This is a genomic window from Pseudomonas congelans (genome assembly GCF_900103225.1).
GTDB lineage: Bacteria > Pseudomonadota > Gammaproteobacteria > Pseudomonadales > Pseudomonadaceae > Aquipseudomonas > Aquipseudomonas congelans.
The window spans coordinates 935,770-961,767 of the sequence record NZ_FNJH01000001.1; the positions used below are offsets into that span (position 1 = coordinate 935,770).

Consider the following 25,998-nt stretch of genomic DNA (forward strand, 5'->3'; position numbering starts at 1 on the left):
TTTATGACTTCGCTTTTCATTTCCCGGACGCCTGAGGCGGCTACCGGTCTGGAGCAACTCGTCCTCGCGATCGACCTGGGAACGTCCGGCTGCAAGTGCGCACTGGTCTCCTTGGAGGGCGACATCCGCGCCTGGGCGTTTCACGGTGTGCCGTTGCACGTCAGTGGTCTGAGTGCCGAGCAGGAACCCGAGGATTGGTGGAACGCGTTTCTGCTCGGCGCCCACGAATTGCTGGCAGCCGACCCGCTCAGACGTCGTCAGGTCGTGGCCGTGTGTTGTTCGACGCAAAGCGAAGGCACAGTCTGTGTCGACCGCGAGGGGACCGCGATCGGCCGGGCGCTGCTATGGCTGGATAAACGCGGCGCCGACTCGATCAAAAAACGCATGGGCGGAGGCTGGTGCCATCTGGGCGGCTACGGGCCGCTCAAACTCTGGAAATCGCTGCGACTGACCGGCGGTGTAGCGTCACTCTCCGGCATGGACTCGGCCGGGCACATGGCCTACATCCTTGACCACGACCCGGCAAGGTATGACAAGACGCACAAGTTTCTGAATGTGCTCGACTATATGAACATGCGCTTGTCGGGGCGTTTCTGCGCCACAGGTGACTCGATGCTGACCGCATGGGTGACCGACAATCGCGATCCTCATCACATCCGTTACGACGACAGCCTGATCAGGGCACTGGGTATCGACGCAGGCAAACTGCCTGAGCTGGTGGGCTCGACAGACGTCATCGGCACCTTGAAGCCCGAGCTCGCCGATGCCCTGGGGCTGCTTCGATCCACACCTGTGGTGGCGGGTGCCGTGGACACCTCGGCCGTGGCCGTTGGTGCCACCGTACGCGACTTCGCTCCGCATCTTTATCTGGGCACCTCATCGTGGGTCGGCGCTCACGTGCCGTTCAAGAAATCCAGTGTCCGTCATCACATCGCTGCGGTACCCAGTGCGGTCAAGGGCCGCTATCTGGCGATGGCCATGCAATCGGCTGCGGGCGCTAATCTGTCTTTTCTGCGTGACAAGGTGCTGTATCACCCGGACGAGCTGTTGAGCGATGAGCAGCAACCGGATGTGTATGCCTTGCTGGACCGCATCGCCGCCCGAGTGCCACCGGGGTCGCGGGGGCTGATCTACACGCCATGGTTGTGTGGCGAGCGCTCTCCGGTAGGTGATCCGAGCCTGCGTGCCGGCCTGATCAACCTGAAACTCGAGCATTCGCGGGAAGACATCATCCGGGCCTTCATGGAAGGCGTTGCGCACAACACGCGCTGGATGCTGGAACCGTTCTCGCAGTTTATCGGCCAGTCGCGCGGAGTCATCGTCGCCACGGGCGGCGGAGCGCAATCGGATGTGTGGTGCCAGATCATGGCCGATGTCTGCGGGCGGGTCATTCAGCAACCGCATAACCCGATTCAGACCAATGCACGCGGCGCCGCCTTCATTGCCGCAGTAGCCCTCGAAAAACTGCAGTTCAACGATCTGCCGGCCCTGCAGCGGCCGCATCGGCTTTACGAACCCTCTGAATCCACCCGCAACCTGTATGACGACCGCTTCGCCACGTTCAAGGAAGTCCGCAAACGCCTGGCACCGCTCTATCGCAGGTTGAACCCGTCGCAGGAGACGACACCATGAGCAATATTCAACAGCAGATCGTCGACCTGTCGCGGCATCTGTCACGCCGCGGCTTCTTTGCCGCAACCGGCGGCAACCTTGCGCTGCGTATCGACGCGTTGCACATCGCGGTCACTCCGTCGGCCACCGACTACTTCAGCATGCGGCCGGAGGACGTCTGCGTATTGCGACTCAAGGACCTCAAGCAGCTGTCGGGTGAACGTTCTCCCTCCGTTGAAAGCGAGCTGCACGCGAAAGTCCTGCGCAGTCGCCCGGACGTCAATTGCAGCATTCATACCCATCAACCATTGGCCAGCGCCTGCACATTGTTCGGCAAATCGCTGGACGTACCTTACCCGCCGCTATGGCAATCACTGGGACGGCGGATTCAGCTGGTGGGTTATGCGCCGTCCGGTTCCGGCTGGCTGGCAGGCAAGCTGGAAAAGGCCATTCGGCCTGACCAAAACGCCTACCTGATGCGCAATCACGGCGTTCTGTGCTGTGGCACGGACATAGAAACCACCCTGAAGCGCCTGGAAGACCTGGAAACATTCTGTCGTGACCATCTTCTCAACCAGATCAAAGCCAACAGCCATGGCAAACCCGAATCACGCGTTGCGATAGCACGCCTGATCGACGCGTTGACCAGTGCCGGCTCGTACGCCCTCAGCCCTCAGACTTTTACAGAGACTCAATCATGAACAGACCTCTCGATCCTGCCAACCTCCCTGACATTCCCGCGTCGGCCGTATCGCAATGGCCTGATGTCGATTCACTCTATCGCCGCTTCGATGAACTGGTGAAACAGCCGATTCGCCCGATCAAGCGCGACGCGATGAACAAGGTCATGGGCTATTTCGACGAGCGCTGCCAGGGCTCGAAGCGACTTTCCGAGGCTGCCAAACAGGTCATACCGGGAGGTGTGCAACACAACCTGGCGTTCAACTATCCGTTTCCGCTGGCCTTCGCACAGGCCCACGGTGCGCACCTGACCGATGTCGATGGCAATCGCTACACCGACTTCCTACAGGCAGGCGGCCCGACGTTGCTGGGCTCCAATCACCCGGCCATTCGCGAACAGGTTGACAGGATTCTCGATGAATGCGGGCCGGTGACCGGCTTGCTGCACGAGTACGAGGTCAAACTGGCGGAACTGGTCTGCGAATTGATGCCTGGGGTCGACATGCTGCGCTTGCTGGGCTCGGGCACCGAGGCGGTCATGGCCGCGGTTCGCCTGGCCCGTGCCTACACCCGCAAGAAATGGGTGATCAAGATCGGCGGCGCCTATCACGGCTGGAGCGACCAGCTTGTCTATGGCATGCGTTTGCCGGGTACCGGGCGCATGGAAGCGGTGGGAATCCCGCGAGGTGCCACCGCGAACACTCAGGAGAGCCCGCCCAACAATCTCGATGCATTGCGCCGCAGGCTGCAAATCAATCGCCTGCGTGGTGGCACCGCAGCCATTATGGTCGAACCTTTTGGCCCGGAAAGCGGCACGCGTCCGGTGCACGCGGACTTCAACCGGCAGTTGCGGGCGCTGTGCAACGAATTCGATGCCCTGCTTATCTTTGACGAAGTGGTGACCGGGTTTCGCGCCGGTCTTGGCGGCGCGCAGGCGTATTTCAATGTCATGCCGGACATCACGGTACTGGGTAAATGCCTGACCGGGGGCTATCCCATGGCGGGTGCCATTGGCGGCCGCCGGGACGTGATGCAACTGCTTGCCGGTGGCATCGGCACCTCTTCGCGACGGGCGTTCGTCGGCGGCACGCTGTCGGCCAATCCGTTGTCATGCGTCGCGGGTTATTACGCGCTGGTCGAAGCCCGCCGCCTGAACGCGCCGGCGCTGGCGGGCAGGGCGGGCGACCGCATGCGCGCTGGCCTGGAGGAGATCATCAATCGACGCGGCTTGCCCTATGTGGCTTACAACATGGGCTCCATTGTTCACCTGCAGACGTCCGGCGTCTTGCTGCTCGATACCGGCAACCCGCTCAAACTGCTGAGGGCGCGCAATGAAGCCAAGACCCGCAAGCACATGATGGAAGAGATGGGCGCCGCGTATACCGCTCACGGTCTGATCACGCTGGCCGGCAGCCGTTTGTACACCAGCCTGGCTGATACCGACGACGTCATCGACGATGCGCTCGAACGTTTCGACACTGTCTTTCAACTGGTGTGAGGTGAGCAGCATGCGCGATTCACTTCGACAGCAGTGGTTTGATCTGCGTGAACGCCTGATGGGTCAGGTGGACTCGCACAGCAGTGTTTCGTTGCGATTGCCGGGCGAGCAGAGCATGTGGCTGGGCAAACTCGACGACCTGACGCCGCAGATTGTTGATTGCAACCACGCGGCAGCCGGCGATGGCCAGACGCACGCGGCGATCTACCGCGCCCGTGCTGACGTCGGCGCCATCCTGCTCGGCGGCGGTGCCTTTGCCAAAAGCCTGGTGGATTTTGGCGGAATCCTGCCGATTCTATTTGATGAGCAGGCACGCCATATAGGCCATATGGCTACGCCCGCCAGTTCTGTGCAACCGTTAGCGCGCCTGTTGAAGCGCGGAGGCAACGCTGCGGTGATCGACAGCACCCCGGTGGTCATGGGCACTACAGGAGCGCGAATGGTCCTCAACGCAGAGTTGTTCGAGAAATGCGCCAAAGCCTACACGCTGGCCAAGGCATGCGGCACGCACCTCACGCTACTGCCCTGGTGGGTGGTGCTGGTGGCCAACGGAAGGCTGATGAAAGACGAGAAGCGGGCGGCGCATTGTTTTGCCGAAGGCCGGATTCCACCTGAAACCCGCGGTTACTGAAACTTCCGAAGAGGCGCATGCCATGCAAACGTCGTCCGCTGTTACCCGCAGGCACCTGAGTGCCGCCTTGGCACTGGGCTCTATCGCGGTGCTGATGGTAGGGCTGCAACCATTGCTTCTTGGCGAGTTACTGGCGCAAAACCACGTATCGCTGGAAGGTGTCGGGCTGGTCGCGATGGGTGAAATTGTCGCGCTGGGGCTCGGAGTGGTGCTGGGCGACCTGCTGCGATCGATGCTCAACCTGCGCCTGCTGACGGTCATCGCCATCCTGTGCGCGGCCGGAATGGATCTGGTCACGGCCACTGTCAGCGGCGACGGGCCGTTGACCGCCGCACGTGCGCTGGCGGGGCTGGCCGAGGGCCTGCTGTTATGGGGCGCCGTCAGCCTTATCGTTCAAGGGCCTGCGCCAGACCGGGTGGCAGGTGTGTTCATGGTCATCCAGACCCTGGCTCAGGCACTGATGGCCGCAGCGCTTGCGTACCTGATACTGCCTGATCGGAGTGTCCATGCAGGGTTCGTGTTTCTGGGAATGCTGACCGCAAGCTCAGTGCTGTTCGTTGCCTGGTTACCCGGACGCTTGCCGCAGCAGCCTGACAGGCAGCCGGAGACAACGGGGTTCAAATGGAATCTGAAGCAAGTGCTCCTGTTGATGCTGGTGTTCATGCAGCTCTCGGCCGTCGGCGGGTTGTGGGCGTATCTGGAACCGCTGGGCATCCACGCGGGGCTGGGCGCTCATGCCGCTCAATTGCTGGTGTCCGCAATGTTGTTCATGCAGGTGCTGGGCGGCTGCCTGGGCATTCTGCTGGTACGCAGGGTGCCTGATTACTCGATGTTGGCCATCGCAGCGTTTCTCTTGGCCGGCATTGCATTGGGCATGTACATAACAGCCGATCAGGGCATTAACGTATTTCTGGGCCTGTGCGCTTTGTTTGCCCTGATCTACCTGATGCTCACGCCGTTTCAGGTGCGCATCGCGCTGCAAATCGATCCATCGGGACGCATCGCAGGGCTCATTCCGGGCATGCAACTGCTGGGCTGCGCCTTCGGACCTCTGCTGGCGTCGCAGTGGGTATCTGGCGACAACGCTCAACCGGTGCTGCTGGTCAGCGTCTGGCTGTCGGTAACGGCCTTGTACCTGATCGCGCTGCTGCACCGGCGGGCAGTTGATAGAAGGGTTGGAGTTGTGGGCGGGGTTTGATTGGTGGCGTACGTAACACTAACGGGAGCCGCCGATTCACCGATCCGGCAGGCTTTGTCTCGGAAAACGTACAAACAGGACACGCAGGGCGCCTTTTCAGCGCTCATTTGTCGTCCAGGTGAATCACCCGGATGCAGCGCGTATCAACGCGTTGCGGGCTGACAGCCCCGATTTCACTCAGTGGCGATGGGCTTTTTGAAAAAAAGAGCATGGACTCGGGATATAACACTAATTAGAATCAGTCTCATTTGGCGCATCCCATCGCTCAAGGCTTTTGACATGACTGAAGCAGCGACGCTATCACAGCAGACCTTGCATTCCCTGTACCGCGATCATCATGGCTGGCTGGAAAGCTGGCTGCGCAGACGCATGGGCAATGCCTGGGATGCTGCGGACCTGAGTCAGGATACGTTCCTGCGCGTGCTCTCCAGCTCCCAGCAGATCGCCGACATGCAGGAGCCGCGTGCCTATCTGCTGACAGTGGGCAAGCGCCTGCTCAGTAACTTCTACACACGCCGCAGCCTTGAACAGGCTTACCTGGAAGCCCTGGCGCAGTTACCTGAAGAAAGCGTGCCGTCCCCGGAGCAGCGCTGGCTGCTGCTGGAAACCCTGCAGGCGCTGGACGAGCTGCTCGATGGCTTGTCGGCAGTGGTGCGCCGGGCGTTTCTCTGGAGTCAGCTCGAGGGGCTGGGCTATCGGGAAATCGCCGAACGCCTGAGCGTTTCCGAACGCACCGTCAAACGCTATATGGCGCAAGCCTACGAACACTGTCTGCTGGTGGACTGGTGATTCGCCCGGCACCTTCGAACGAAGAGCGCGAGGTAGTACGCAAAGCGGCGCAGTGGCTGGCGCTTCTCGAGTCCGGCGGTGCCAGCGATGAAGATCACGCCATGCTGCAACACTGGCGTGAAAGCTCCGCCAGCCATGAGCGCGCCTGGCAAAAGGCCCAACAGCTGCGCCAGCGTTTTTTCGGTCTGCCTGCCAACCTGGCCATGGCAACGCTGGATCGTCCTGACAAGGCCAGGCGCGCGACGCTGAAAAGAGCGCTGGGCGCCGTGACACTGGTCCCCGCTGTCTGGCTGCTTGGGCGTCAGTTGCCGCTGGATGTCTGGCGTGCCGACCTGCAAACCGCCGTCGGCGAGCACAAGCGCCTGTCGCTGGCCGATGGCAGCACTTTGCAACTCAATACCGACAGCGCGGTGAACGTCGATATGGGCGCGCGGCAAGTCACCCTTGTACGGGGCGAAATAGCCCTCAAGGTGCCTGGCAGCGCTCCGTTGACCATCAACGGTCCTTACGGGCGCATCGTGGTCGGTCGGAGCGAAGTCTGTGTGCGTCTCAACGCCAGCGACTGCCGGGTCTCGGTGGTCAGCGGCACGGTGCAGCTTTATCCCTTGCGTGGGCCGGTGCTGGCCTTGAATGCTCAGCAGCAGGTCACTCTGCAGCAGAGCGGCGTCAGTCCTGTCAGTGCCTTCGACGCCTTGCTGCCTGGCTGGCGCGAGGATGTACTGACCGCACAGAACCAGTCTCTCGGCGATTTCCTTCGCGAGCTGGGTCGTTACCGTCCGGGCCTGCTGCGCTGGGAGCCGGCGCTGGAAAACCTTCGGGTGACCGGCAGTTTCAGGCTCGACAATACCGACCGCGTGCTGTCGTTGCTGGCGGCCAGTCTGCCGGTGGAGGTGCAGATGCGCACCCGCTATTGGGTGACCCTGGTGCCTCGAAAAAATATTTCGACAAAAAATAGTGCGTAACGCTGTCCCTTTTTTTTGTCTCGCTGGTCATTCCAGGTAAGTGCACAAAAAATACGAGAGCTTCCCTCTATGTCCGCAGTGTCTTCCTACCGTTTGCGTCCGCTTTTGCATTTCAGCCTGTTGCTGACGTTGAGTTCCAGCCCGTTGTTCATTTCGACCAGTTGGGCCGACACGGCGGGCAGACGCGCCTATGAGGTGCCGGCCGGCAGCCTGAGCGGCGCGCTCACCCGTTTTGCCGGACAGGCCGGGGTCAATCTGTCGGTAGACCCTGCGCTGGTGAACGGTCGAAACAGTTCGGGGCTGTCCGGCGAATTTGCGGTCGAAGAAGGTTTTGCGCGCCTGCTGCAAGGTTCCGGCCTGCAGCTGATGCCCGTCGGAGAACAGGCTTACACGCTGATCCCTGCACCTGAAAGTGCCAGTGCAGGTTTGCAGCTCGCGCCGACGTCGATCGTTGGTGACAGCGGGGTCACGGACGGTCAGGAATACGCGGGCGGTCAGGTAGCGCGCAAAGGCTCGCAAGGCATGCTGGGTTCGCGGGACTTCATGGAAACACCATTCAGCATGACCACCTACACCAAGGACGCGGTGAAGAACCAGCAGGCCCGCACCCTTGGCGATCTGATTGCCAGTGACCCGTCGGTGCGCGCCACCAACCCCGCAGGTGGACGTTACGAGCAGTTCACCATTCGCGGCTTCAGCCTGTTCAACAGTGATGTTTCCTACAACGGCCTGTACGGCATCCTGCCCACTTACACGATCGACATGGAAATGGCCGAACGGGTGGACATCCTCAAGGGGCCGAGCCAGTTGATCAACGGCATTTCGCCGCGAGGCAGTGTCGGTGGCGGGATCAACGTGGTTCCCAAACGCGCGACGGATAAACCGATCACCGAGCTCACTACCAGCTATGCCTCCAAGGGGCAGGTGGGTGCCGCAGTCGATGTCGCCCGTCGGTTTGGCGAGGACGACAAGTTCGGGATCCGCTTCAACGGTGTGAAGCAGTCCGGCGACACTGAGTGGGATCACCAGAGCGTCGATCGCGACATGGCTGTGCTGGGCCTGGATTTCCGCGGCGACCGTCTGCGTCTGTCGACGGACATCGGGCACACCGAACGCGACACCGATGCTCCGCAGGAACGCGTGCAGGTCGGTGCCAACGCGAAGGTGCCCAACGCCAACGATGTGCGCGACAACTATGCGCAGTCCTGGAGCAAGGCGCGTACCAAGGATACTTTCGGTGCAGTGAATGCCGAATATGACCTCAGCGACTCGGTGATGCTCTACGGCGGTGTCGGCGCGCGCAAAAGTAACCATGACTTCCTGCGCCATGCGGTATCGGTCACCAACGACGCAGGCGACTTCAGCGTTCAGCCGCGCGATTTCACCCGTGACGAAAATGTTCGCACAGCCACTGCCGGTGCACGCAGCTGGTTCAACACCGGACCGGTCAGCCACGAGGTCAATCTGGCTGCCAGCTATTTCTACATGGACTTTGAAAACGGTGGTGCGCGCTACGCGGCCGCGCCAAGCAATCTCTACAACCCGGTCGACACGCCGACACCCTCGAACCCCACGCGGGCCGACTCCAAGGTCTATACCGAGAACCGCTTCAGCGGTGTGGCGCTGACCGACACGCTGGGATTCTTCGAGGACCGCCTGCTGCTGACACTCGGCGCGCGCTGGCAGCGTGTCAAGGTTGATGACTGGACCGATAACGTGAAGGGCGACACCGCATATGACGAGGAAAAGGTCTCACCGTCAGGCGGCATTCTGTACAAGGTCACCGACGACCTGTCGGTGTACGCCAACTACATGGAAGGTCTGAGCCAGGGCAAGATCGCGCCGTCGACCTCGGTGAACGAAGACCAGATCTTCCCGCCGTTCGTCAGCCGTCAGGTCGAGGTCGGCGCCAAGTATGACCTGGGGTCATTCGCTTTCACCGCCAGCGTATTCCGTATCAAGCAACCAGCCTACGAGACCAATACCGCATCGCGTGTATTCGGCCCCAACGGCAAGCGCCGTAACGACGGTGTCGAGCTGACCATGTTCGGTGAGCCGATGAAGGGTTTCCGTCTGCTCGGCGGGGTGATGTACATCGACAGCGAACTGACCAATACCGTCAACGGCACGTTCGACGGCAACCGCGCACCGGCAACGCCCAAGTACAACGTCAATCTGGGCGCCGAGTGGGACGTCCCGGGCGTCAATGGCCTGACCCTGACCGGACGGGGCATCTATACCGGTTCGCAGTATCTGGATCAGGCGAACAGCAAAAGCATCGATTCATCGGAGCGTTTCGACGTAGGGGCGCGATATGCCTTCAAGGTCGATCAGAAGGACATCACCTTGCGGGCGAATGTCGAGAACGTGATGAACAAGTATTACTGGAGTTCGGCCGGCGCGTCGGATGACAGCGAGCCGGGGCTGACCCTGTCGACACCGCGCACCTATCTGTTGTCGGCCACTATCGGTTTCTAAGTCGATACGTGACGCCCATGGAAGGGCTCACGTGTATATCGAACGACTGGCAGTCCTCATCGAGGGATAACCTGTGTGCAGTATTAAATAATTAACCTCAATACGGTGACACAACCGTCTGTTATTTAAACAGGCTCTTTTGCCCTGTCGTCAGAATAAAAGTGCACACGTTGAAGGGTGGCACATTGAGTTATACCGATTAATCCTATCGGTATAACTGCGTGCCTTTTTTTATTATTGGGCCAGCAATCGCCTTCATTTAAATTTCATCTTTTTTTCGAAACAATGGGTTGCACTTTCAGGTAAATGATAATAATTTGCATCCGGAAATCCAGCGAGGACTTACAGATGTTGAATAATGGCTTATTGCACTCTACTACGTCGCAGAAAACCAATGCCAACTATCTGGACAGGCAGAGCAAGTTTGAATCGAATGTAAGGAGTTACCCACGCAAGTTGCCATTGGCGATCGCCAAGGCACATGGCGTGTGGGTCACGGATGTCGAGGGCACCACATACCTGGACTGTCTGGCCGGGGCCGGAACATTGGCGCTGGGTCATAATCACGAAGCCATCATGGCCAGTCTCGACAGCTTCCTGACCTCGGGTATGCCCATGCACACCCTTGACCTGACCACCGCGGTCAAGGACGCCTTCAGCGAGACGCTGCTGAGTCTGCTGCCGGGACAGGGGCGCGATTACTGCCTGCAGTTCTGCGGTCCGTCCGGGGCAGATGCCGTCGAAGCCGCGATCAAACTGGCCAAGACCGCCACCGGTCGCCATAACATCATCAGCTTTTCCGGTGCGTACCACGGCATGACCCACGGTGCCTTGGCGCTGACCGGCAACACCGCGCCAAAAAACGCCGTCGCCAATCTGATGCCCGGTGTGCAGTTCCTGCCGTATCCCCATGAATACCGCTGCCCGCTGGGCATTGGCGGCGAGGCCGGTACCGAAGCACTGAGTTACTACTTCACCCAGTTCATCGAAGACGTGGAAAGCGGCGTCTCGCTCCCGGCGGCGGTGATTCTGGAAGCCGTGCAGGGCGAGGGCGGTGTCAATCCGGCGCCTGCGGCCTGGCTGCAACAGATTCGCGAAGTCACCCGCAAGCACGGCATTCTGCTGATTCTGGATGAAGTGCAGGCTGGCTTTGGTCGTACCGGCAAGATGTTTGCCTTCGAACATGCGGGAATCGAACCCGACATCATCGTCATGTCCAAGGCGGTCGGCGGCGGTCTGCCGTTGGCGGTGCTGGGCTTCAAACGCGAGTTCGACGCCTGGTCTCCGGGTAATCATGCGGGCACCTTTCGTGGCAACCAGATGGCCATGGCCACCGGCCTGGCGACCCTTGAAGTGCTGCAACGCCAGAACCTTGCTGGCCAGGCGGCAAAACGTGGTGACTGGCTCAAAGAGCAGCTCGGCCTGTTGCAGCAACGCTATGCGGCGATTGGCAATGTGCGGGGCCGCGGCCTGATGCTGGGCATCGAGATTGTCGATGAGCGCAAACCGGCGGACCGCCTCGGCAGCCTGCCGATGGACCCGGAACTGGCGGTTGCCATTCAACAGCATTGTTTCAAACAGGGTTTGTTACTTGAACGGGGTGGTCGCAATGGCAACGTCATTCGCTTATTGCCGCCGTTGATCATTACCGAAGAGCAATGCCAATTGGTAATTCAGCGTTTTGAACAGGCCCTCAAGGCGGCACTGTCCCAGCTGCGTAAATGAAAGTTCTGTAATAAGCAGGGCATAAACAGTAAGTCATCCGTGACACTGACATCACGATTGAAACAACACTCGCACACAACGTCTGGCTGGGCGAACTTATCACGCCTTGACCGCTCGGCGGTTGTGCCGCAAGCGATACATCAACGTTTGTTGCGACGTCATTTAAACGGTCAGCGCAAAGGCGACCGTGGAGCAGACATGACTAATACCGATCGCACCGTCTTATCAAACATGGTGAGCGAGTTGGCTACCACTCGCGCGCTACTCAATTGCCTGATCAAGGAATTCGCACTGCCGGAAGAATGCCTGCATTACACCTGGCCTGAAGGCATGCAGGGGATAGCGCCTGGCAGTTTCGTGGACGGCGGGCAATGGAAGGGCATTCCGCTCACCATCAGCCTGCCCAATCAGCAACAGTTCTTTGTCCTGGTGGACCGCCGCGACCACCTGGGCAGCCATCGCTACCTTTCCGATGTCTATGCACGTCAGGGCAAGGGCACCTGGCGCTGCCTGGCATTTGCCGAATTCGCCCGGCAACTGCTGACCGCCTGTGAGCATATGACCCGTGCCAGCAACGACGAATTGCTGGATCAGGTCCTGCAAAGTCAGCACCTGACTGCCGCCATCGTTGCGCACAACATGACCGGCCAGCACCCGGAGCCACTCAGCGGCTATCTGGCCAGTGAGCAGGGTTTGTGGTTCGGCCATCCCAATCACCCGGCACCCAAGGCGCGGCTGTGGCCCGAGCATCTGGCGCAGGAGACCTACGCCCCGGAGTTTCAGGCGCAGACCGCGCTGCACCTGTTCGAAGTACCGCTGGAAGGGTTGCGAATCACCTCCAATGGCTTGAGCGAAGCAGAAGTGATGTCCGGGTTCGCTGACCAGTCGCGGGCCCGCCCCGGGCATGCGCTGATCTGCATGCATCCGGTACAGGCGCAGTTGTTCATGCAGGACCGTCGCGTGCAACGTCTGCTCGAACTGGGGGAGATCTCGGACTTGGGTGCCAGTGGCCTGCTGGCCAGCCCGACGGCGTCGATGCGCACCTGGTACATCGAGGGGCACGACTACTTCATCAAGGGCTCGCTGAATGTGCGCATCACCAACTGTGTGAGGAAAAACGCGTGGTATGAACTGGAAAGCACGCTGATCATCGACGAGCTGTTCCAGCGCCTGCAGCAAACCCGCCCGGAAACCCTCGGCGGGCTGTCCACCGTCGCCGAACCCGGTTCGATGAGCTGGGCTCCCAAAGGCGCGAGCGAGACGGATGGCCACTGGTTTCGCGAGCAGACCGGCGCCATTCTGCGGGAAAACTTCTGCCGCCGCTCTGGCGCCGATTGCAGCGTGATGGCGGGCACACTGTTTGCCCGTGATCTGCGTTCACGCCCATTGGTGCACGACTTCCTCCAGCGTTTCAATGGCGGGGAGCTCGAGGATCAGCACCTGCTGAACTGGTTCGATGAGTACCAGGCCTTGCTGCTGAGCCCGGTCATGGCACTGTTCTTCAATCATGGCATCGTCATGGAGCCGCATTTGCAGAACGCGGTGCTGATTCACGACAACGGACGCCCGAAACAGCTGCTGTTGCGCGACTTTGAAGGCGTCAAGCTGACCGAAGAGCTGGGCATCAAGGCGATTCAGGTGGGGCTGCACCCGAGAATTCGCCAGTCTTTGCTTTACACCCGTGAACAGGGCTGGAACCGCATTACCTATTGCCTGCTGATCAACAACCTGTCCGAGGCCGTGCTGGCCTTGAGCTGGGAGCGCCCGCACCTGGCACCGCTGATGTGGCAGCGCGTCGAGCGGCAATTGCAGCGCATCCGTGACGAACTGGTACTGCCTGCGCCCGAGCTGGACGCGTTGATCGCAGGCCAGTCGATTGCCTGCAAGACCAACCTCAAGGTGCGGCTCGCCGCCAAGGCCGACCGCGAAGCCAACTACGTGCGTCTTGCGTCGCCGTGGGCCACGGAGGCACGTTATGCATAAGGTGCCGGAAACCGTACTGGCGGCTATCAAAGAGGCTCGGGCGCTGGAAACCGATCCGCTCGCGGCCTTCGTTTACGACCTGGACGCGTTGCAGCAGCATGTCAGTGAAGTCATGGCGGCGCTGCCTACAGGTGTCGAGCTGTATTACGCGATCAAGGCCAACAGCGAAGCGCTGATGCTGGAAACCCTGGCGCCCCTGGTCAGTGGCTTTGAGATTTCCTCCGGGGGCGAGATCGAGCGGGTGATGGCCTGTCCGACACGCAAGCCCTATGTGTTCTCGGGCCCGGGCAAACTCGATTCCGATCTGCGCTCGGCGCTACTGAACAAGGTTGAAGCCATCCACCTGGAGAGCCTCAACGAAATCGCGCGTCTGCAACAGCTGGCAGAGCAGGCGGGGCGCGTGCAGCCGGTGTTCCTGCGCATCAACCCGCAACTGCCCGCTGCGCAGTCGAGCAGGCTGGCGATGGCCGGAACCGCGACACCGTTCGGCATTGACGAAGCCGAGCTGGCCGAGGCGGTCAGACGCGTGGACAACGCCAGCCATCTGACGCTCAAGGGCTTCCATGTACACGCCATGTCGCATCAGATGTCGGTTGAACGTCATGAGCAGTTGCTCGATTTCTACCTGCAGCGCTGGCAGGAATGGAAAGCACTGGCCCGCGATCCAGGCCAGCTGACCCATTTCAACGTCGGCGGCGGCATTGGCGTCGATTACCTGAACAGTCAGCAGTTCGACTGGCAGCGGCTGTGCCGTTATCTGGAAAAGCGCCTGGGCGAGCAGCACGACGCGCCGATCCTACGCTTCGAGCCAGGACGCTTCATCAGCGCCTATTGCGGCTACTACGCCATCGAGGTGCTGGACAGCAAAACCAGCCACGGCGAGCATTTTCTGATCTGCCGGGGCGGTACCCATCAGTTTCGCCTGCCGGTTGCGCAAAGCCATGACCATCCGGTTATCCACCTGCCGAATACGCCGCAGAACGCTGCCTCGTCAGAACAGGCGTACACCATTGTCGGGCAACTGTGCACGCCAAAGGATGTGCTAAGCCGTCGCCAGCCACTCAAAGATGTGAACATTGGTGATCTGTTGGTACTGCCGCTGGCGGGGGCGTATGGCTACAACATCTCCCACGCCGACTTTCTCTGCCATCCAAGACCGTCACAGCACTTTGTGCGCAACGGCGAACGGGTTCGCCAATGAGTTTCAACGTCCCACGCCGCTGGGTGGTGTTCAACGTGCTGCTCGGTACGCTGACGGTCAGCCTGAGCAACAGTTCGCTCAACCCGGCGCTGCCCACCTTCATGGAAGCGTTCAGGATCGGGCCGTTGCTGGCCACCTGGATCGTCGCCGGGTTCATGACCAGCATGGGCATGACCATGCCGCTGACCAGTTTCCTCAGTCAACGCATCGGACGCAAACGCCTGTACCTGTGGGGTGTGGCGCTGTTCATCGGCGGTTCGCTGCTGGGCGCGCTGGCCGACTCCATCGCGCTGGTGATCACCGCACGGGTGGTGCAGGGCGTTGCCAGCGGGCTGATGATCCCCTTGTCGCTGGCGATCATCTTCTCGGTGTATGAAAAGCATGAACGGGGCAGGGTGACCGGGCTGTGGAGCGCAGCAGTAATGCTCGCGCCGGCGCTTGGTCCGCTGTGTGGCAGCCTGATGCTGGAGTGGTTCAGCTGGCGCTCGCTGTTCCTGATGAATGTGCCCATCGGCCTGCTGGCACTGTTGCTGGGCGTCGGCGTGCTGCCGGACTCCGAGCCTGCCGAGCGCAAGCCGTTCGACCTGATCGGCTACCTGCTGGTGGCGTCGGGCATCGGTTTGCTGATGATCGCCATCAGCCGCATGCACCATGCTCAGGCGCTGCTCGATCCGGTCAATCAGGCCATGGTGCTGGTCGCAGTGGCCTGTCTGGTGGCGTTCGTCAGGGTCGAGTTGAGTCGCCAGGCACCGCTGCTCAATCTGCGCCTTTTCAACCTGCGTGGCTATCGCCTGAGCGTGATCATCGCCGTGGTGCAATCGGTCGGCATGTTCGAGTGTCTGGTGCTGTTGCCGCTGCTGGTGCAGAGCGTGCTGGGTTACAACCCGATCTGGACCGGCCTGGCGCTGCTGTGTACTGCCAGCTTCGCGAGCCTGTTCGGTCAGTGGGGCGGCAAGGCGCTGGACCGCCATGGCCCGCGTACCGTCGTCGCCGTCGGCCTGCTGTTGACCGGTGTTTCGACCCTGGCGCTGGGCATGCTCAAGGCCGATGCCGCGATCGGCGTGGTATTCGTCCTGATGATGATTCGTGGCGCCGGCCTCGGGCTCTCCTATATGCCGGTGACCACCGCGGGGCTCAATGCCTTGCCTGAGCCGATGGTCACTCAGGGCGCTGCGATGAACAACATTTCCCGCCGTCTGGTGGCGTCGCTGGCCATCGTCATCGCGTCGCTGTGGCTGGAGTTCCGCCTCAACACCGCGGGACCGGTCGCCACGCCCTCGGCGATCAGCGAAGTGTTCATCGCCACCGGCCTGCTGATCCTGCTGGCACTGCCCTGTGCCTGGCGTTTCCCCCTTAACGACGAGCGCGCCGAGGCCCAGCCCGACGCGGTCGAACCCCGATAATTTTTCGTTCGAGGTATGAACATGGCTACCCCTTTACCGCTGCAACGCAACGCCGCGCCGACAACGACCGGGACTGGTGCCTGGCTCGCCGACGTCAGTGCCGAGCGCTATGCGCAAGTACAACGTCGCGTGATCGGCCAACTGCTGCAAACCTTGCTGTACGAGGCGGCACTGCCTTACCGCTGTGAGCCGCTGGATGACCATCGGCATCGTTTTGCAGTGGCCGTCAGCGACGGCGTGGAATACCACTGCGAGGGTCTGCTGAGCACCAGCTTCGAGCTGATCCGCCTGGATCACGCCACGCTTGAACGGGTGGATAATGCCGGCGAACGCAGCGTGCCGGATCTGCATCTGGCGTTGACCGAGCTGCTCAGCCCGTTCAAGGACAGCCCGCACCTGGCGCGCTTTATCCAGGAAATCGAGCAGACCCAGCTCAAGGATCTGCAGGCCCGCAATCAGGGCTATCAACCTATACGGCCAGCGCATCAGCTGGATGTCGATGCGCTGGAGCAGCACTTCATGGATGCCCACAGCTATCACCCATGTTACAAGTCGCGGATCGGCTTTTCCCTGGCTGACAACCGCCACTACGGGCCAGAATTCGCCACGCCTTTCGCGGTGGTCTGGCTGGCCGTGGCGAAATCAAGCGCCTCGGTCGGCCATTCGCGAAGCATGGATTTTCAGGCGTTCATTCGTCAGGAGCTGGGTACGCAACGCTGGCAGGAAATAACTCGAGACCTGGCCGCGCAGGGCAAGTCCATCGACGACTATCAACTGATGCCGGTGCATCCGTGGCAGTGGGACAACGTCACGGTGTCGACCTTCTACCCGGAACTGGCCAGCGGCGAGCTGATTTACCTGGGCACCTCGACCGATAGCTACAAGGCTCAGCAGTCGATTCGCACACTGGCCAACGCCAGTCAGCCCCAACGGCCATACGTCAAGCTGGCGATGAGCATGACCAACACCTCCAGCACACGCATTCTGGCGCGTCACACGGTGTTGAACGGCCCGATCATCACCGATTGGCTGCACCGGTTGATCGCAACCGACAGCACCGCTCGCGCGCTGGATTTCGTGATTCTCGGTGAAGTGGCGGGGGTGAGTTTCGATTACAGCCATCTGCCGGAATCGCGTTCGGCGCAGACCTACGGCACGCTGGGTGCCATCTGGCGGGAAAGCCTGCATCAATACCTCCGGGACGACGAACAGGCGGTGCCATTCAACGGCCTCAGCCATGTGGAAAATCGTTACGGTGATGGCCAGCAGACGCCGTTCATAGACGCGTGGGTCAGCCAGTACGGGCTCAAGGAGTGGACCCGGCAACTGCTGCAGGTCACGGTGCCGCCGATCATTCACATGCTCTATGCCGAAGGCATCGGCATGGAGTCCCACGGCCAGAACATCGTGCTGATCGTCAAGCAGGGCTGGCCGCAGCGTATCGCCCTCAAGGACTTCCATGACGGCGTGCGTTATTCACCCGCGCACCTCGGGCGGCCCGAGCTGTGCCCGGAGCTGGTGCCGCTGCCGGCCAGCCACGCGAAACTCAACCGTAACTCGTTCATCGTCACCGATGACGTCAACGCGGTACGCGACTTCTCCTGTGACTGCTTCTTCTTCATCTGTCTGGCCGAGATGGCGATTTTCCTGCGCCAGCAATACCAGCTGGACGAAGCGCTGTTCTGGCAGATGACCGCCGACGTCATTCTCGACTATCAGCGTGCTCACCCGCAGCATCGCGACCGCTTCGGGCTGTTTGACGTGTTTGCACCGTCGTATGAAGTGGAAGAACTGACCAAGCGCCGCCTGCTGGGTGATGGCGAGCGTCGCTTTCGCTCGGTGCCCAACCCGCTGCACACCTACAGGCCGCAATGATGCTGAGGACCAATGCGCTCAAACGCAGAATTGCCGACGGACAGCCGGCACACGGCGTGATCAGTTCGATCCCGGCTCCGGCCGCCATCGAGTTGATCGCCGAGGCCGGGTTCGACTTCGTGATCATCGACATGGAACACGTCCTGATCAACCCGGAAACCGTGGAAAACATGATCCGCGTGGCAGAGAGCTACAACCTCACGCCACTGGTGCGGGTCGCCGATCTCAACCCGAAAACCCTGCTGCGCCTGCTCGATGGCGGCGCGCAGGGCATTGTCTTGCCGATGATCGAGAGCCCCGAGCAACTGGCGGATGCGATTGCCGCCTGCAAATACCACCCGCTGGGTCGCCGCAGCCTCAATGCCGGACGTCCCGGCTCGTTCGGCAAGCACAGCCTGGCGCAGTACGTGGAGGCCGCCAATCAGCAGATCATGGTGGTGGCGATGATCGAAAGCGCCGAAGGCGTGCGACGTGCCGCCGAGATCGCCAGCGTGCCGGGGCTGGACATGATTCTTGAAGGCGCGGCAGACCTGTCGCAGTCGCTTGGCATGCCCTGGAAGATCGATCAACCGCACGTACAAAACGCACTGCTTGCCACCTGGCAAGCCACCCAGGCGGCGGGCGTCGCCTATTGCGCGATCCCCCGTCAACCCGGCGACGCCGCCCGCTGGCAGGCTCGCGGGGTCAACACCTTTGTCCTCGGGGATGAGCGCGGGATTGCCTTTCGCGCGCTTCAGGCCCGCCTGGCTCAACATTCAGCAGAAGGAAAATAAACCATGGACTTCACTTCACTCGCCGCCGACCTGGTCATGCAGGATTTGGTCGATTGCCTGCTGGCTGAAGATTTCTTTGGTCGCGAGCCATTGCGCCTGCAGGACAGCAGCCAATGGCAGCTGCGCCATCCACAGGCTCCGCAACTGGTAGAGCAGAGCAGTACGCAGCAAATCTGGGAGTGGTGCTGCGATGATTCGGAGCAACGCTTCATCAGCATCGCGTTGCGCCCCGGTATTACCCAGCAATGGGAAAAAGTGCCTGGTACGCCGGTACTGGGCCGGCAGGACGAACGCTGGACGCAGTTGTCACCGGAAGACTTCATGAAGTGGGTGTTTGCCGGCAAGGCGACGCTGCTTCAGGACAGCGAGCGTCAGGACAACGAAAAGGGTATCGCGCTGTTTCTGGAGGTGTTGCGCATCAGTGTCTGGCAGACCGCGCTGTCGCTGGACCACAAGGTCGACGAGCAGAACCTGATGGCCCAGGACGGCGCGACGTTCTTCAGAACCATGGAGCAGTGGGCGTCGCTGCGTGATCGCCCGTATCACCCGCTGGCCAAGGCCAAACAAGGCTTGAACGAGCAGGAATACCTGCAGTACCAGGCCGAGTTCGCCCAGCCGGTGGCGCTGAACTGGGTGGCTGTCGACAAGACCTTGCTGCAATGCGGCGACGGAGTGGGAGACTTGAACGCATCCTTTCCAGCCCGCTATCTGCTGCCTGAAAACCTGCAAGCGGAGCTTGACCAGGAGATGCAGGCGCGTGGCATTGCCGCCAGCCACGTTGCGCTGCCGGTTCACCCGTGGCAGTTCGAGCATGTTCTGCAGGTCCAGCTGGGTGATGCATTCGCCAAGGGTGATTGCCAGCGGCTTGACTTCAATCAGGCGCAGGTCCATGCCACTTCGTCGCTGCGTTCGATGACACCGTGCTTCAACAGCGCTGACTACCTGAAGCTGCCCATGGCCATTTATTCGCTCGGCGCTTCGCGCTACCTGCCAGCGGTCAAAATGATCAACGGCGGGCTGAGCGAAAAACTGCTGCGTCAGGTGGTCGACAAGGATGAAACCCTGAGTCGTTCGCTGCACCTGTGCGACGAACGCAAATGGTGGGCGTTCATGCCGCCACACGCCACGCTGTTCGACGAAGGGCCTCGGCATCTTTCGGCGATGGTGCGCGGCTATCCGGCAGCCTTGCTGGATGATCCGGAGTGCCGCCTGCTACCGATGGCGGCGCTCGGTACACCACTGCCGGGCAGCAATCGGCATTTCTTCGACGAGTGGATGGACTACCGCGACCTGCCGCGCAATCAGGCTTCGGTGCTGACACTGTTTCGCGAGCTGAGCCACAGTTTCTTCGACATCAACCTGCGCATGTTCCGCCTGGGCATGCTCGGCGAAGTGCATGGCCAGAACGCGGTCATGGTCTGGAAAGCCGGACAGGCGCAAGGACTGCTGTTGCGTGACCACGACTCGTTGCGTATTTTCGTGCCCTGGCTGGAGCGCAACGGCATGCACGACCCGGAGTATCGAATCAAGAAAGGTCATGCCAATACGCTTTATCATGAGCGCCCCGAGGACTTGCTGTTCTGGCTGCAGACACTGGGTATTCAGGTAAACGTGCGGGCAATCATGGATACTCTGGCGCAGGTGTACGACGTGCCGGTCACTGCGCTGTGGACCGTACTGCGCGATGTTCTGGATAATCTGATCACAACCATCGAATTTGACGACGAGGCGCGTGGCATGATCAGGCACCAACTGTTCGAAGCCCCCAACTGGCCGCAGAAACTTCTGCTGACGCCCATGATCGAGCGCGCTGGCGGTCCGGGCAGCATGCCGTTCGGCAAGGGCGAAGTGGTCAACCCGTTCCACAGGTTGCGCCGTGCAACCTGACCGAACCCTGCATCCTTCGCGGCGCACCCTGTTGCGCCTTTCGCTGGGCTTACTGGCGCTGCCTGGCATTGCCCGGGCAGCGCCGCTAAGAGTCGTCACCCTGTTTCAGGGGGCGTCCGACAGTGCCGTGGCCCTGGGGGTGACGCCTTGCGGCGTGGTGGATTCGTGGAGCGAAAAACCGATGTACCGCTACCTGCGCCCGGCGCTGGCGGCGGTCCCGCATGTCGGTCTGGAAACCCAGCCTAGCCTGGAAGATATCGTGCTGCTCAAGCCGGACCTGATCGTCGCCTCACGCTTTCGTCATCAACGCATCGCGCCGCTGCTGGAGCAGATCAGCACGGTGCTGATGCTCGAAGAGGTGTTCGAGTTCAAGCGCACCCTGGCAATGATGGGCGCGGCCATGCAGCGTCAACAGCTGGCCATCGACCTGCTCGGACAATGGCAACAGCGTGTGGCGGCGCTGCGCGGCCAGTTGCAGGCGAAGTTCGCCGGGCGCTGGCCGATCACCGTGTCGGTGCTCGACATTCGCGAAGACCATATCCGTAGCTATCTGCCGGCCAGCTTTGCCGGCTCGGTGCTCAGTGAACTGGGCTTTGCCTGGACGCCTGCGGCCCGCGAAGCCACGGGCGTGTCCCTTAAACTCAGCAGTAAAGAGAGTTTGCCTGTGGTCGATGCCGACCTGTTCTTTGTTTTTCAGCGCGCGGACAGCAACGCCGCGCAGCACACCTACGACAAACTGGTGCAGAACCCGTTCTGGCAACAGTTGCGGGCAGCACAGGACGGTCAGGTATGGCGCGTCGATGCCGTTGCCTGGAGTTTGTCCGGCGGGATCTTGGGCGCCAACCGCATGCTCGACGAGATCGCTCGCGTGACGCTGGCGGATAGCCCCTCATGACGGTTGCGGTAAAACTGGGCCTGGGGCTGTTGCTACTGGTGGCGTGCATGGGATTGAGTCTGACAACCGGGGCCACCTGGATATCGCCCGCCGACATCGTGCGAGGTGTCTGGCAGCCCGATGCGCTGAGCGGCATCGAGCACGTGCTGCTCGACACACGGTTGACACGTACCCTGATGGCCGTCGCGGTGGGTTCGAGTCTGGCGGTGGCCGGTGCCCTGATGCAGGCGCTGACGCGCAATCCGCTGGCGTCGCCTGGCCTGTTCGGCATCAACGCCGGCGCGACGTTTGCCATTATTGCCTGTTCGTCGCTGCTCACGCTGTCGTCCATGAGCCAATGGCTGTGGTGCGCGTTCATCGGGGCTGCGGTGGCGGGCACGATTGTCTGGGTCATCGGCAACCGGGGGCAGGGCAGCCTTAATCCATTGCGCATCGTATTGGCTGGCGCAGCGATCACTGCCTTGTTTACCGCATTCAGTCAGGCCTTGCTGGTGGTCAATCAGGACGGTCTGGACACCGTGCTGTTCTGGCTGGCCGGCTCCCTGTCGGAGCGCGAACTGAGCACCGCCGCGCCGTTGCTCGTCTGCGTGGTCATGGGGCTGGTCGGCGCTCTTCTGCTGGCGGGGCAGGTCAACGTGCTCAACACCGGGGAAGCCATCGCGACGGCTCTGGGCCAGCGTACAGGGCTGATTCGCCTGATGATGAGCGTGGTGATCATTGCCCTGGCAGGCAGCGCCGTGGCGCTGGCGGGCAGTATCGGCTTCATCGGCCTGCTGGTGCCACACATGGTGCGCAAGACGCTGTCCATCGATCATCGCTGGCTACTGCCAGGCTGCGCAGTGCTGGGCGCGACGCTGTTATTGCTGGCCGACACGCTGGCGCGAGTGGTGATTGTCCCTCAGGAAGTCCCGGTGGGTGTGATGACTGCGTTGTTCGGTGCGCCGTTCTTTATTGCACTGGTTCGGCGGGGGGCGCGCTATGGATAAGCATTTCACCGTGCGCTACCGGCGTTTTTCCCGGCAGTTCAGCCTGACGGTATTCACGCGCCTGCTTACGGGACTGGCGCTGACGCTGCTGGTTGCGCTGAGCTCGCTGGCATTGGGCAAGATCAATCTGTCGCCGGCGACCCTGCTAAGTATTTTTGCCGGTCAGGCGGACGCCAGCCTGGTATTCATCGTCGAACAACTGCGCATGCCACGGCTGGCTCTGGCCGCACTGGTCGGCGCGGCCCTGGCGGTGTCCGGGCTGATCCTGCAAAGCATCATTCGCAACCCGCTGGCCTCACCGGATCTGTTAGGCATCACCAGCGGTGCCAGCGCCGCCGCCGTGTTGTACCTGTCATTCTTCTCGGCTGCACTGGGCGCGCAGTTTCTGCCCCTGGCGGCGATCTCTGGCGCAGGCCTCGCGGCACTGGTCATTTATCTGCTGGCCTGGAATCAGGGCGTTTCACCCTTGCGCATGGTGTTGATCGGGGTAGGGGTGTCGGCCCTGCTGGCTGCGGTCACCACGTTCATTCTGGTGTTCAGCCCGCTGACCACAACCTTGTCGGCTTACGTCTGGCTGACCGGGAGCGTGTATGGTGCCAGTTGGCCGGAGCCCCGCGCGCTGGCCGGCTGGCTGTTGATGACGTTGCCGCTGTTGGCGCTGTTCGCCCGTCAGGTGCGCATGCAGCAACTGGATGACGCGCTGGCCCAGGGCATCGGCGTGCGCGTGCAATGGCTGCGCGCCGGTTTGCTGCTGGTGAGCGTCGCGCTGGCCGGGCTGGCGGTTGCCTGGGGCGGGGCGATTGCCTTTGTCGGGCTGATTGCGCCGCATATAGCCAAACGGCTGATGCCGCCGGGGTTCGTCGGTCAGGCACTGATGGCGGCGCTGATCGGTGCCAATCTGGTGATGCTTGCCGATCTGGCCGGACGCACGCTGTTCCTGCCGCTGGATCTGCCCGCAGGGATTTTTGTTGCGGTGCTGGGCACACCGTTCTTTCTGTATCTATTGATCAACCAGCGGCATTAAGGAATTACGGATGGCGTCAATCGCAACCCACGACCTGACCCTGAGCTACCAGCGGCAGGTGATCATCGACAGCCTTGATCTGCAGTTACCCGCAGGCCAGGTGACCGTGCTGATCGGCAGTAACGGTTGCGGCAAAAGCACCTTGCTCAAATCCCTGGCGCGCCTGCTCAAACCCCAGCAGGGTACCGTTGTACTCAACGGTGCCGATATCCATCAGAAGTCCACTGCCACCGTTGCGCGTGAACTGGCGATTCTGCCGCAGATGCCCAGCGCACCGGAAGGCATCAGCGTGCGGCAATTGGTTGCGCTGGGGCGTTATCCCTATCAGAACTGGATGCAGCAATGGTCCGCCGAGGATGAAGCCATGGTCGCAAGGGCTCTGGCGCAGACCGGCATGCACGAGCTGGCGGACAGGCCCGTCGATGCCCTGTCAGGCGGCCAGCGCCAGCGCGCGTGGATCGCCATGACCCTGGCGCAGGATACCGACATCGTATTGCTGGACGAACCGACGACCTTTCTCGATCTGGCTCATCAGATCGAAGTACTGGACCTGTTGCGCTATCTGAATCGGCAAGAAGGCAAGACCATCGTGATGGTCCTGCATGACCTGAATCTGGCCTGCCGTTACGCCGATCACATGGTTGCTGTCCACGAACGCAGCGCCTTCGCCCAGGGGCGTCCGGCCGATATCCTCAGCGAGGCGTTGGTCAAGCAGGTCTTTGGCCTCAACTGCCGGATCATCGCTGATCCGTTCTTCGGTACGCCGTTGTGCATTCCCTTTGGACGGGAACTGCCGCAATGAGTCTGGCGCAGGCGTTCAACGAGTCCGAATGGGCGTTGCTCTCCGGGGTGCTGCGGCTCAGGCCGGCAGGTGAGCAAGATCCCCGCGCACTCCCGGCACGCGCACTGCTGGACGACGCAGTCTGCGAGCAATTGCTTGGCGTGTTGGGGCCGGTGATCGGTTCTCCGACCCAGGCAATCACTGCATCATTGCTGGCCAAGCGCTTTTCCTTCCTGAGCACCGGTGCCTGCCTGTACGCGATGTCGGTCTACGACAAGGGCCTGGCCCTGTCGCTGGACAACAGCGTGATCGAATACGCGCACGATGACGGCCTTTGGACCTCTTCGATGCCCTTGCTCGATACGACGCCTGCAAGTTACGAACCGGGGGGCCGCGATGCATGGCGTGATGAGATCGTCAGCACGCTGTTCCGCGACCTGCTTCAGCCATTGTGGGAAACCTTCAACCGTGTCACGGGTATTTCCCGACGCATTCTTTGGGAGAACACCGCGGTACGTGTGTATTCGTTGTACGACAAGCGCATGGACAAGATTGAAGACCCGGCGATCCGGCAGCGCTGTGAAGCCGATTTCGACTGGCTGCTGCACCAGGCCGATCCTGCGCTGTTCGGCCTGACCTACAACCCGCTCAAACACTTCCGCCGCGCACCGGTTGTGCTGGAAGCCGAAGGCAAAAGCATCCGTTTTCGGCGCACCTGCTGCTTCTATTACGACGCCAGCAACCCCGTCGAGTATTGCTCGACCTGTCCGTTACTGAGACCCAGGAAATGTCGATGAACAAGCAGATCGCACACCGCCAGCAACAGCTCAGCGACGCCGTCATAGAGCAATACCGTGACATTGCCGCGTCAACCATCGGCCACCTGACCGACGTGGGTTACCTGCGCGGGATCAGACCGCTGTTCGAGGGTGCCAGACTGGTCGGCAACGTTGTCACGGTGAAACTACAACTGCCCGACGGCAGCATTCTTCGCGATGCACTGCTGAACAGCCTGCCCGGCGATGTGCTGGTGATTGAATGTGTCGGCGACGAGCATTGTGCCTGCTGGGGCGAACTGCGCACCCTGGCCGGTCTGATCAAGGGACTTGCCGGCGTCATCATCTCGGGTGCAGTTACCGACGTCGCCGCCTTGCGCGAACATCGTCTGCCCGTGTTCAGCCGTGGAGTCAGCGCAATGACGACACGCAGTCTCGGCGAAAGCGGCGAGCTCAACGGACTGATCAATATAAGCGATGTGGAGGTGAAGCCAGGGGACATCGCCATCGCGGATGATGACGGGGTATTTATTTTGAGTCCGCAACAGGCGAACGAACTGTTACCCGAGTTGCTTGGCAAAGAGAGTGCGGACAGAAAAAGAAGGAAAGAGTTTCTCGACAGATTGAATGGGGAAAATCCTGGCAGCAGAAGTCAGCAGTGACAATAAAGTCTGAAACAGTGCGCCGATTTGATTCATGAATATAACCACTGCCAACGGATCAATAGTTATAACTTTTGGATCCCATAGGCGCAATCAGACAACAGGCAGGCTCATTTCGTATTAAGTTCGCTTGCACCGCTCAAGATTGCGGTTCCATGACCGATGCAGATTGCAAACCT

Annotated in this window: 21 protein-coding genes; all 21 read left to right on the plus strand. The window is 61.1% G+C overall.

The genetic code is table 11. The features are described 5' to 3' along the window. The first annotated feature begins 3 nt into the window (after positions 1 to 3). The 21 genes from BLR20_RS03980 (at position 4) to BLR20_RS04080 (ending at position 25,819) form a co-directional block, all read left to right on the plus strand. Complete coding sequence (locus BLR20_RS03980) at positions 4 to 1,632, plus strand: xylulokinase (RefSeq protein ID WP_054994068.1); 1,629 nt, start codon at positions 4 to 6, stop codon at positions 1,630 to 1,632. Next, positions 1,629 to 2,312, plus strand: coding sequence for a class II aldolase/adducin family protein (locus BLR20_RS03985; protein WP_054994069.1), 684 nt, complete (start codon positions 1,629 to 1,631; stop codon positions 2,310 to 2,312). The genes BLR20_RS03980 and BLR20_RS03985 overlap by 4 nt, the downstream gene beginning before the upstream one ends. After that, on the plus strand, positions 2,309 to 3,790 hold the full coding sequence (locus BLR20_RS03990) for an aspartate aminotransferase family protein (RefSeq protein WP_054994070.1): 1,482 nt from the start codon (positions 2,309 to 2,311) through the stop codon (positions 3,788 to 3,790). Before BLR20_RS03985 ends, BLR20_RS03990 begins: the two co-directional genes overlap by 4 nt. Positions 3,791 to 3,800: 10 nt before the next feature. Further along, a complete protein-coding gene (locus BLR20_RS03995) occupies positions 3,801 to 4,421 on the plus strand; it encodes a hypothetical protein (protein WP_054994071.1) in 621 nt (206 codons plus the stop codon). A gap of 22 nt (positions 4,422 to 4,443) precedes the next feature. After that, a complete protein-coding gene (locus BLR20_RS04000; RefSeq protein ID WP_054994072.1) occupies positions 4,444 to 5,619 on the plus strand; it encodes an MFS transporter in 1,176 nt (391 codons plus the stop codon). A gap of 279 nt (positions 5,620 to 5,898) precedes the next feature. Beyond that, the gene (locus BLR20_RS04005; RefSeq protein WP_010429232.1) at positions 5,899 to 6,408 is read left to right on the plus strand and encodes a sigma-70 family RNA polymerase sigma factor; all 510 of its coding nucleotides are present in this window, start codon (positions 5,899 to 5,901) and stop codon (positions 6,406 to 6,408) included. Next, a complete protein-coding gene (locus tag BLR20_RS04010; protein ID WP_054994073.1) occupies positions 6,405 to 7,370 on the plus strand; it encodes a FecR domain-containing protein in 966 nt (321 codons plus the stop codon). Before BLR20_RS04005 ends, BLR20_RS04010 begins: the two co-directional genes overlap by 4 nt. 69 nt (positions 7,371 to 7,439) lie before the next feature. After that, a complete protein-coding gene (locus BLR20_RS04015) occupies positions 7,440 to 9,848 on the plus strand; it encodes a TonB-dependent receptor (RefSeq protein WP_054994074.1) in 2,409 nt (802 codons plus the stop codon). A 348-nt stretch (positions 9,849 to 10,196) separates the two neighbouring features. Beyond that, positions 10,197 to 11,573, plus strand: a complete 1,377-nt coding sequence (locus tag BLR20_RS04020; RefSeq protein WP_054994075.1) for a diaminobutyrate--2-oxoglutarate transaminase — start codon at positions 10,197 to 10,199, stop codon at positions 11,571 to 11,573. Positions 11,574 to 11,771: 198 nt separating this feature from the next. Further along, on the plus strand, positions 11,772 to 13,556 hold the full coding sequence (locus tag BLR20_RS04025; protein WP_054994076.1) for an IucA/IucC family protein: 1,785 nt from the start codon (positions 11,772 to 11,774) through the stop codon (positions 13,554 to 13,556). Beyond that, the gene (locus tag BLR20_RS04030; RefSeq protein ID WP_054994077.1) at positions 13,549 to 14,757 is read left to right on the plus strand and encodes a type III PLP-dependent enzyme; all 1,209 of its coding nucleotides are present in this window, start codon (positions 13,549 to 13,551) and stop codon (positions 14,755 to 14,757) included. The genes BLR20_RS04025 and BLR20_RS04030 overlap by 8 nt, the downstream gene beginning before the upstream one ends. Then, positions 14,754 to 16,160: a DHA2 family efflux MFS transporter permease subunit gene (locus BLR20_RS04035; RefSeq protein ID WP_054994078.1), complete on the plus strand. Its 1,407-nt coding sequence runs from the start codon at positions 14,754 to 14,756 to the stop codon at positions 16,158 to 16,160. Before BLR20_RS04030 ends, BLR20_RS04035 begins: the two co-directional genes overlap by 4 nt. Positions 16,161 to 16,181: 21 nt before the next feature. Next, complete coding sequence (locus BLR20_RS04040) at positions 16,182 to 18,035, plus strand: IucA/IucC family protein (RefSeq protein WP_054994079.1); 1,854 nt, start codon at positions 16,182 to 16,184, stop codon at positions 18,033 to 18,035. Then, positions 18,035 to 18,808 carry an HpcH/HpaI aldolase family protein gene (locus BLR20_RS04045; protein ID WP_054994080.1) on the plus strand — a complete coding sequence of 258 codons (774 nt, stop codon included), beginning with the start codon at positions 18,035 to 18,037 and terminating at the stop codon, positions 18,806 to 18,808. The genes BLR20_RS04040 and BLR20_RS04045 overlap by 1 nt, the downstream gene beginning before the upstream one ends. Before the next feature lie 3 nt (positions 18,809 to 18,811). After that, complete coding sequence (locus tag BLR20_RS04050; protein ID WP_054994081.1) at positions 18,812 to 20,695, plus strand: IucA/IucC family protein; 1,884 nt, start codon at positions 18,812 to 18,814, stop codon at positions 20,693 to 20,695. Beyond that, the gene (locus BLR20_RS04055; RefSeq protein ID WP_054994082.1) at positions 20,685 to 21,590 is read left to right on the plus strand and encodes an ABC transporter substrate-binding protein; all 906 of its coding nucleotides are present in this window, start codon (positions 20,685 to 20,687) and stop codon (positions 21,588 to 21,590) included. Before BLR20_RS04050 ends, BLR20_RS04055 begins: the two co-directional genes overlap by 11 nt. Next, positions 21,587 to 22,576 carry a FecCD family ABC transporter permease gene (locus BLR20_RS04060; protein ID WP_054994083.1) on the plus strand — a complete coding sequence of 330 codons (990 nt, stop codon included), beginning with the start codon at positions 21,587 to 21,589 and terminating at the stop codon, positions 22,574 to 22,576. Before BLR20_RS04055 ends, BLR20_RS04060 begins: the two co-directional genes overlap by 4 nt. Continuing rightward, entirely contained in the window at positions 22,569 to 23,600 is a 1,032-nt protein-coding gene (locus BLR20_RS04065; protein ID WP_054994084.1) for a FecCD family ABC transporter permease, read from the plus strand. Before BLR20_RS04060 ends, BLR20_RS04065 begins: the two co-directional genes overlap by 8 nt. 10 nt (positions 23,601 to 23,610) lie before the next feature. Beyond that, the gene (locus tag BLR20_RS04070) at positions 23,611 to 24,402 is read left to right on the plus strand and encodes an ABC transporter ATP-binding protein (protein ID WP_054994085.1); all 792 of its coding nucleotides are present in this window, start codon (positions 23,611 to 23,613) and stop codon (positions 24,400 to 24,402) included. Beyond that, positions 24,399 to 25,178 carry an IucA/IucC family C-terminal-domain containing protein gene (locus tag BLR20_RS04075; protein ID WP_054994086.1) on the plus strand — a complete coding sequence of 260 codons (780 nt, stop codon included), beginning with the start codon at positions 24,399 to 24,401 and terminating at the stop codon, positions 25,176 to 25,178. Before BLR20_RS04070 ends, BLR20_RS04075 begins: the two co-directional genes overlap by 4 nt. Next, positions 25,169 to 25,819 (plus strand): RraA family protein, encoded by a 651-nt coding sequence (locus BLR20_RS04080; RefSeq protein WP_054994087.1) that lies wholly within the window; start codon positions 25,169 to 25,171, stop codon positions 25,817 to 25,819. Before BLR20_RS04075 ends, BLR20_RS04080 begins: the two co-directional genes overlap by 10 nt. Positions 25,820 to 25,998 lie beyond the last annotated feature (179 nt).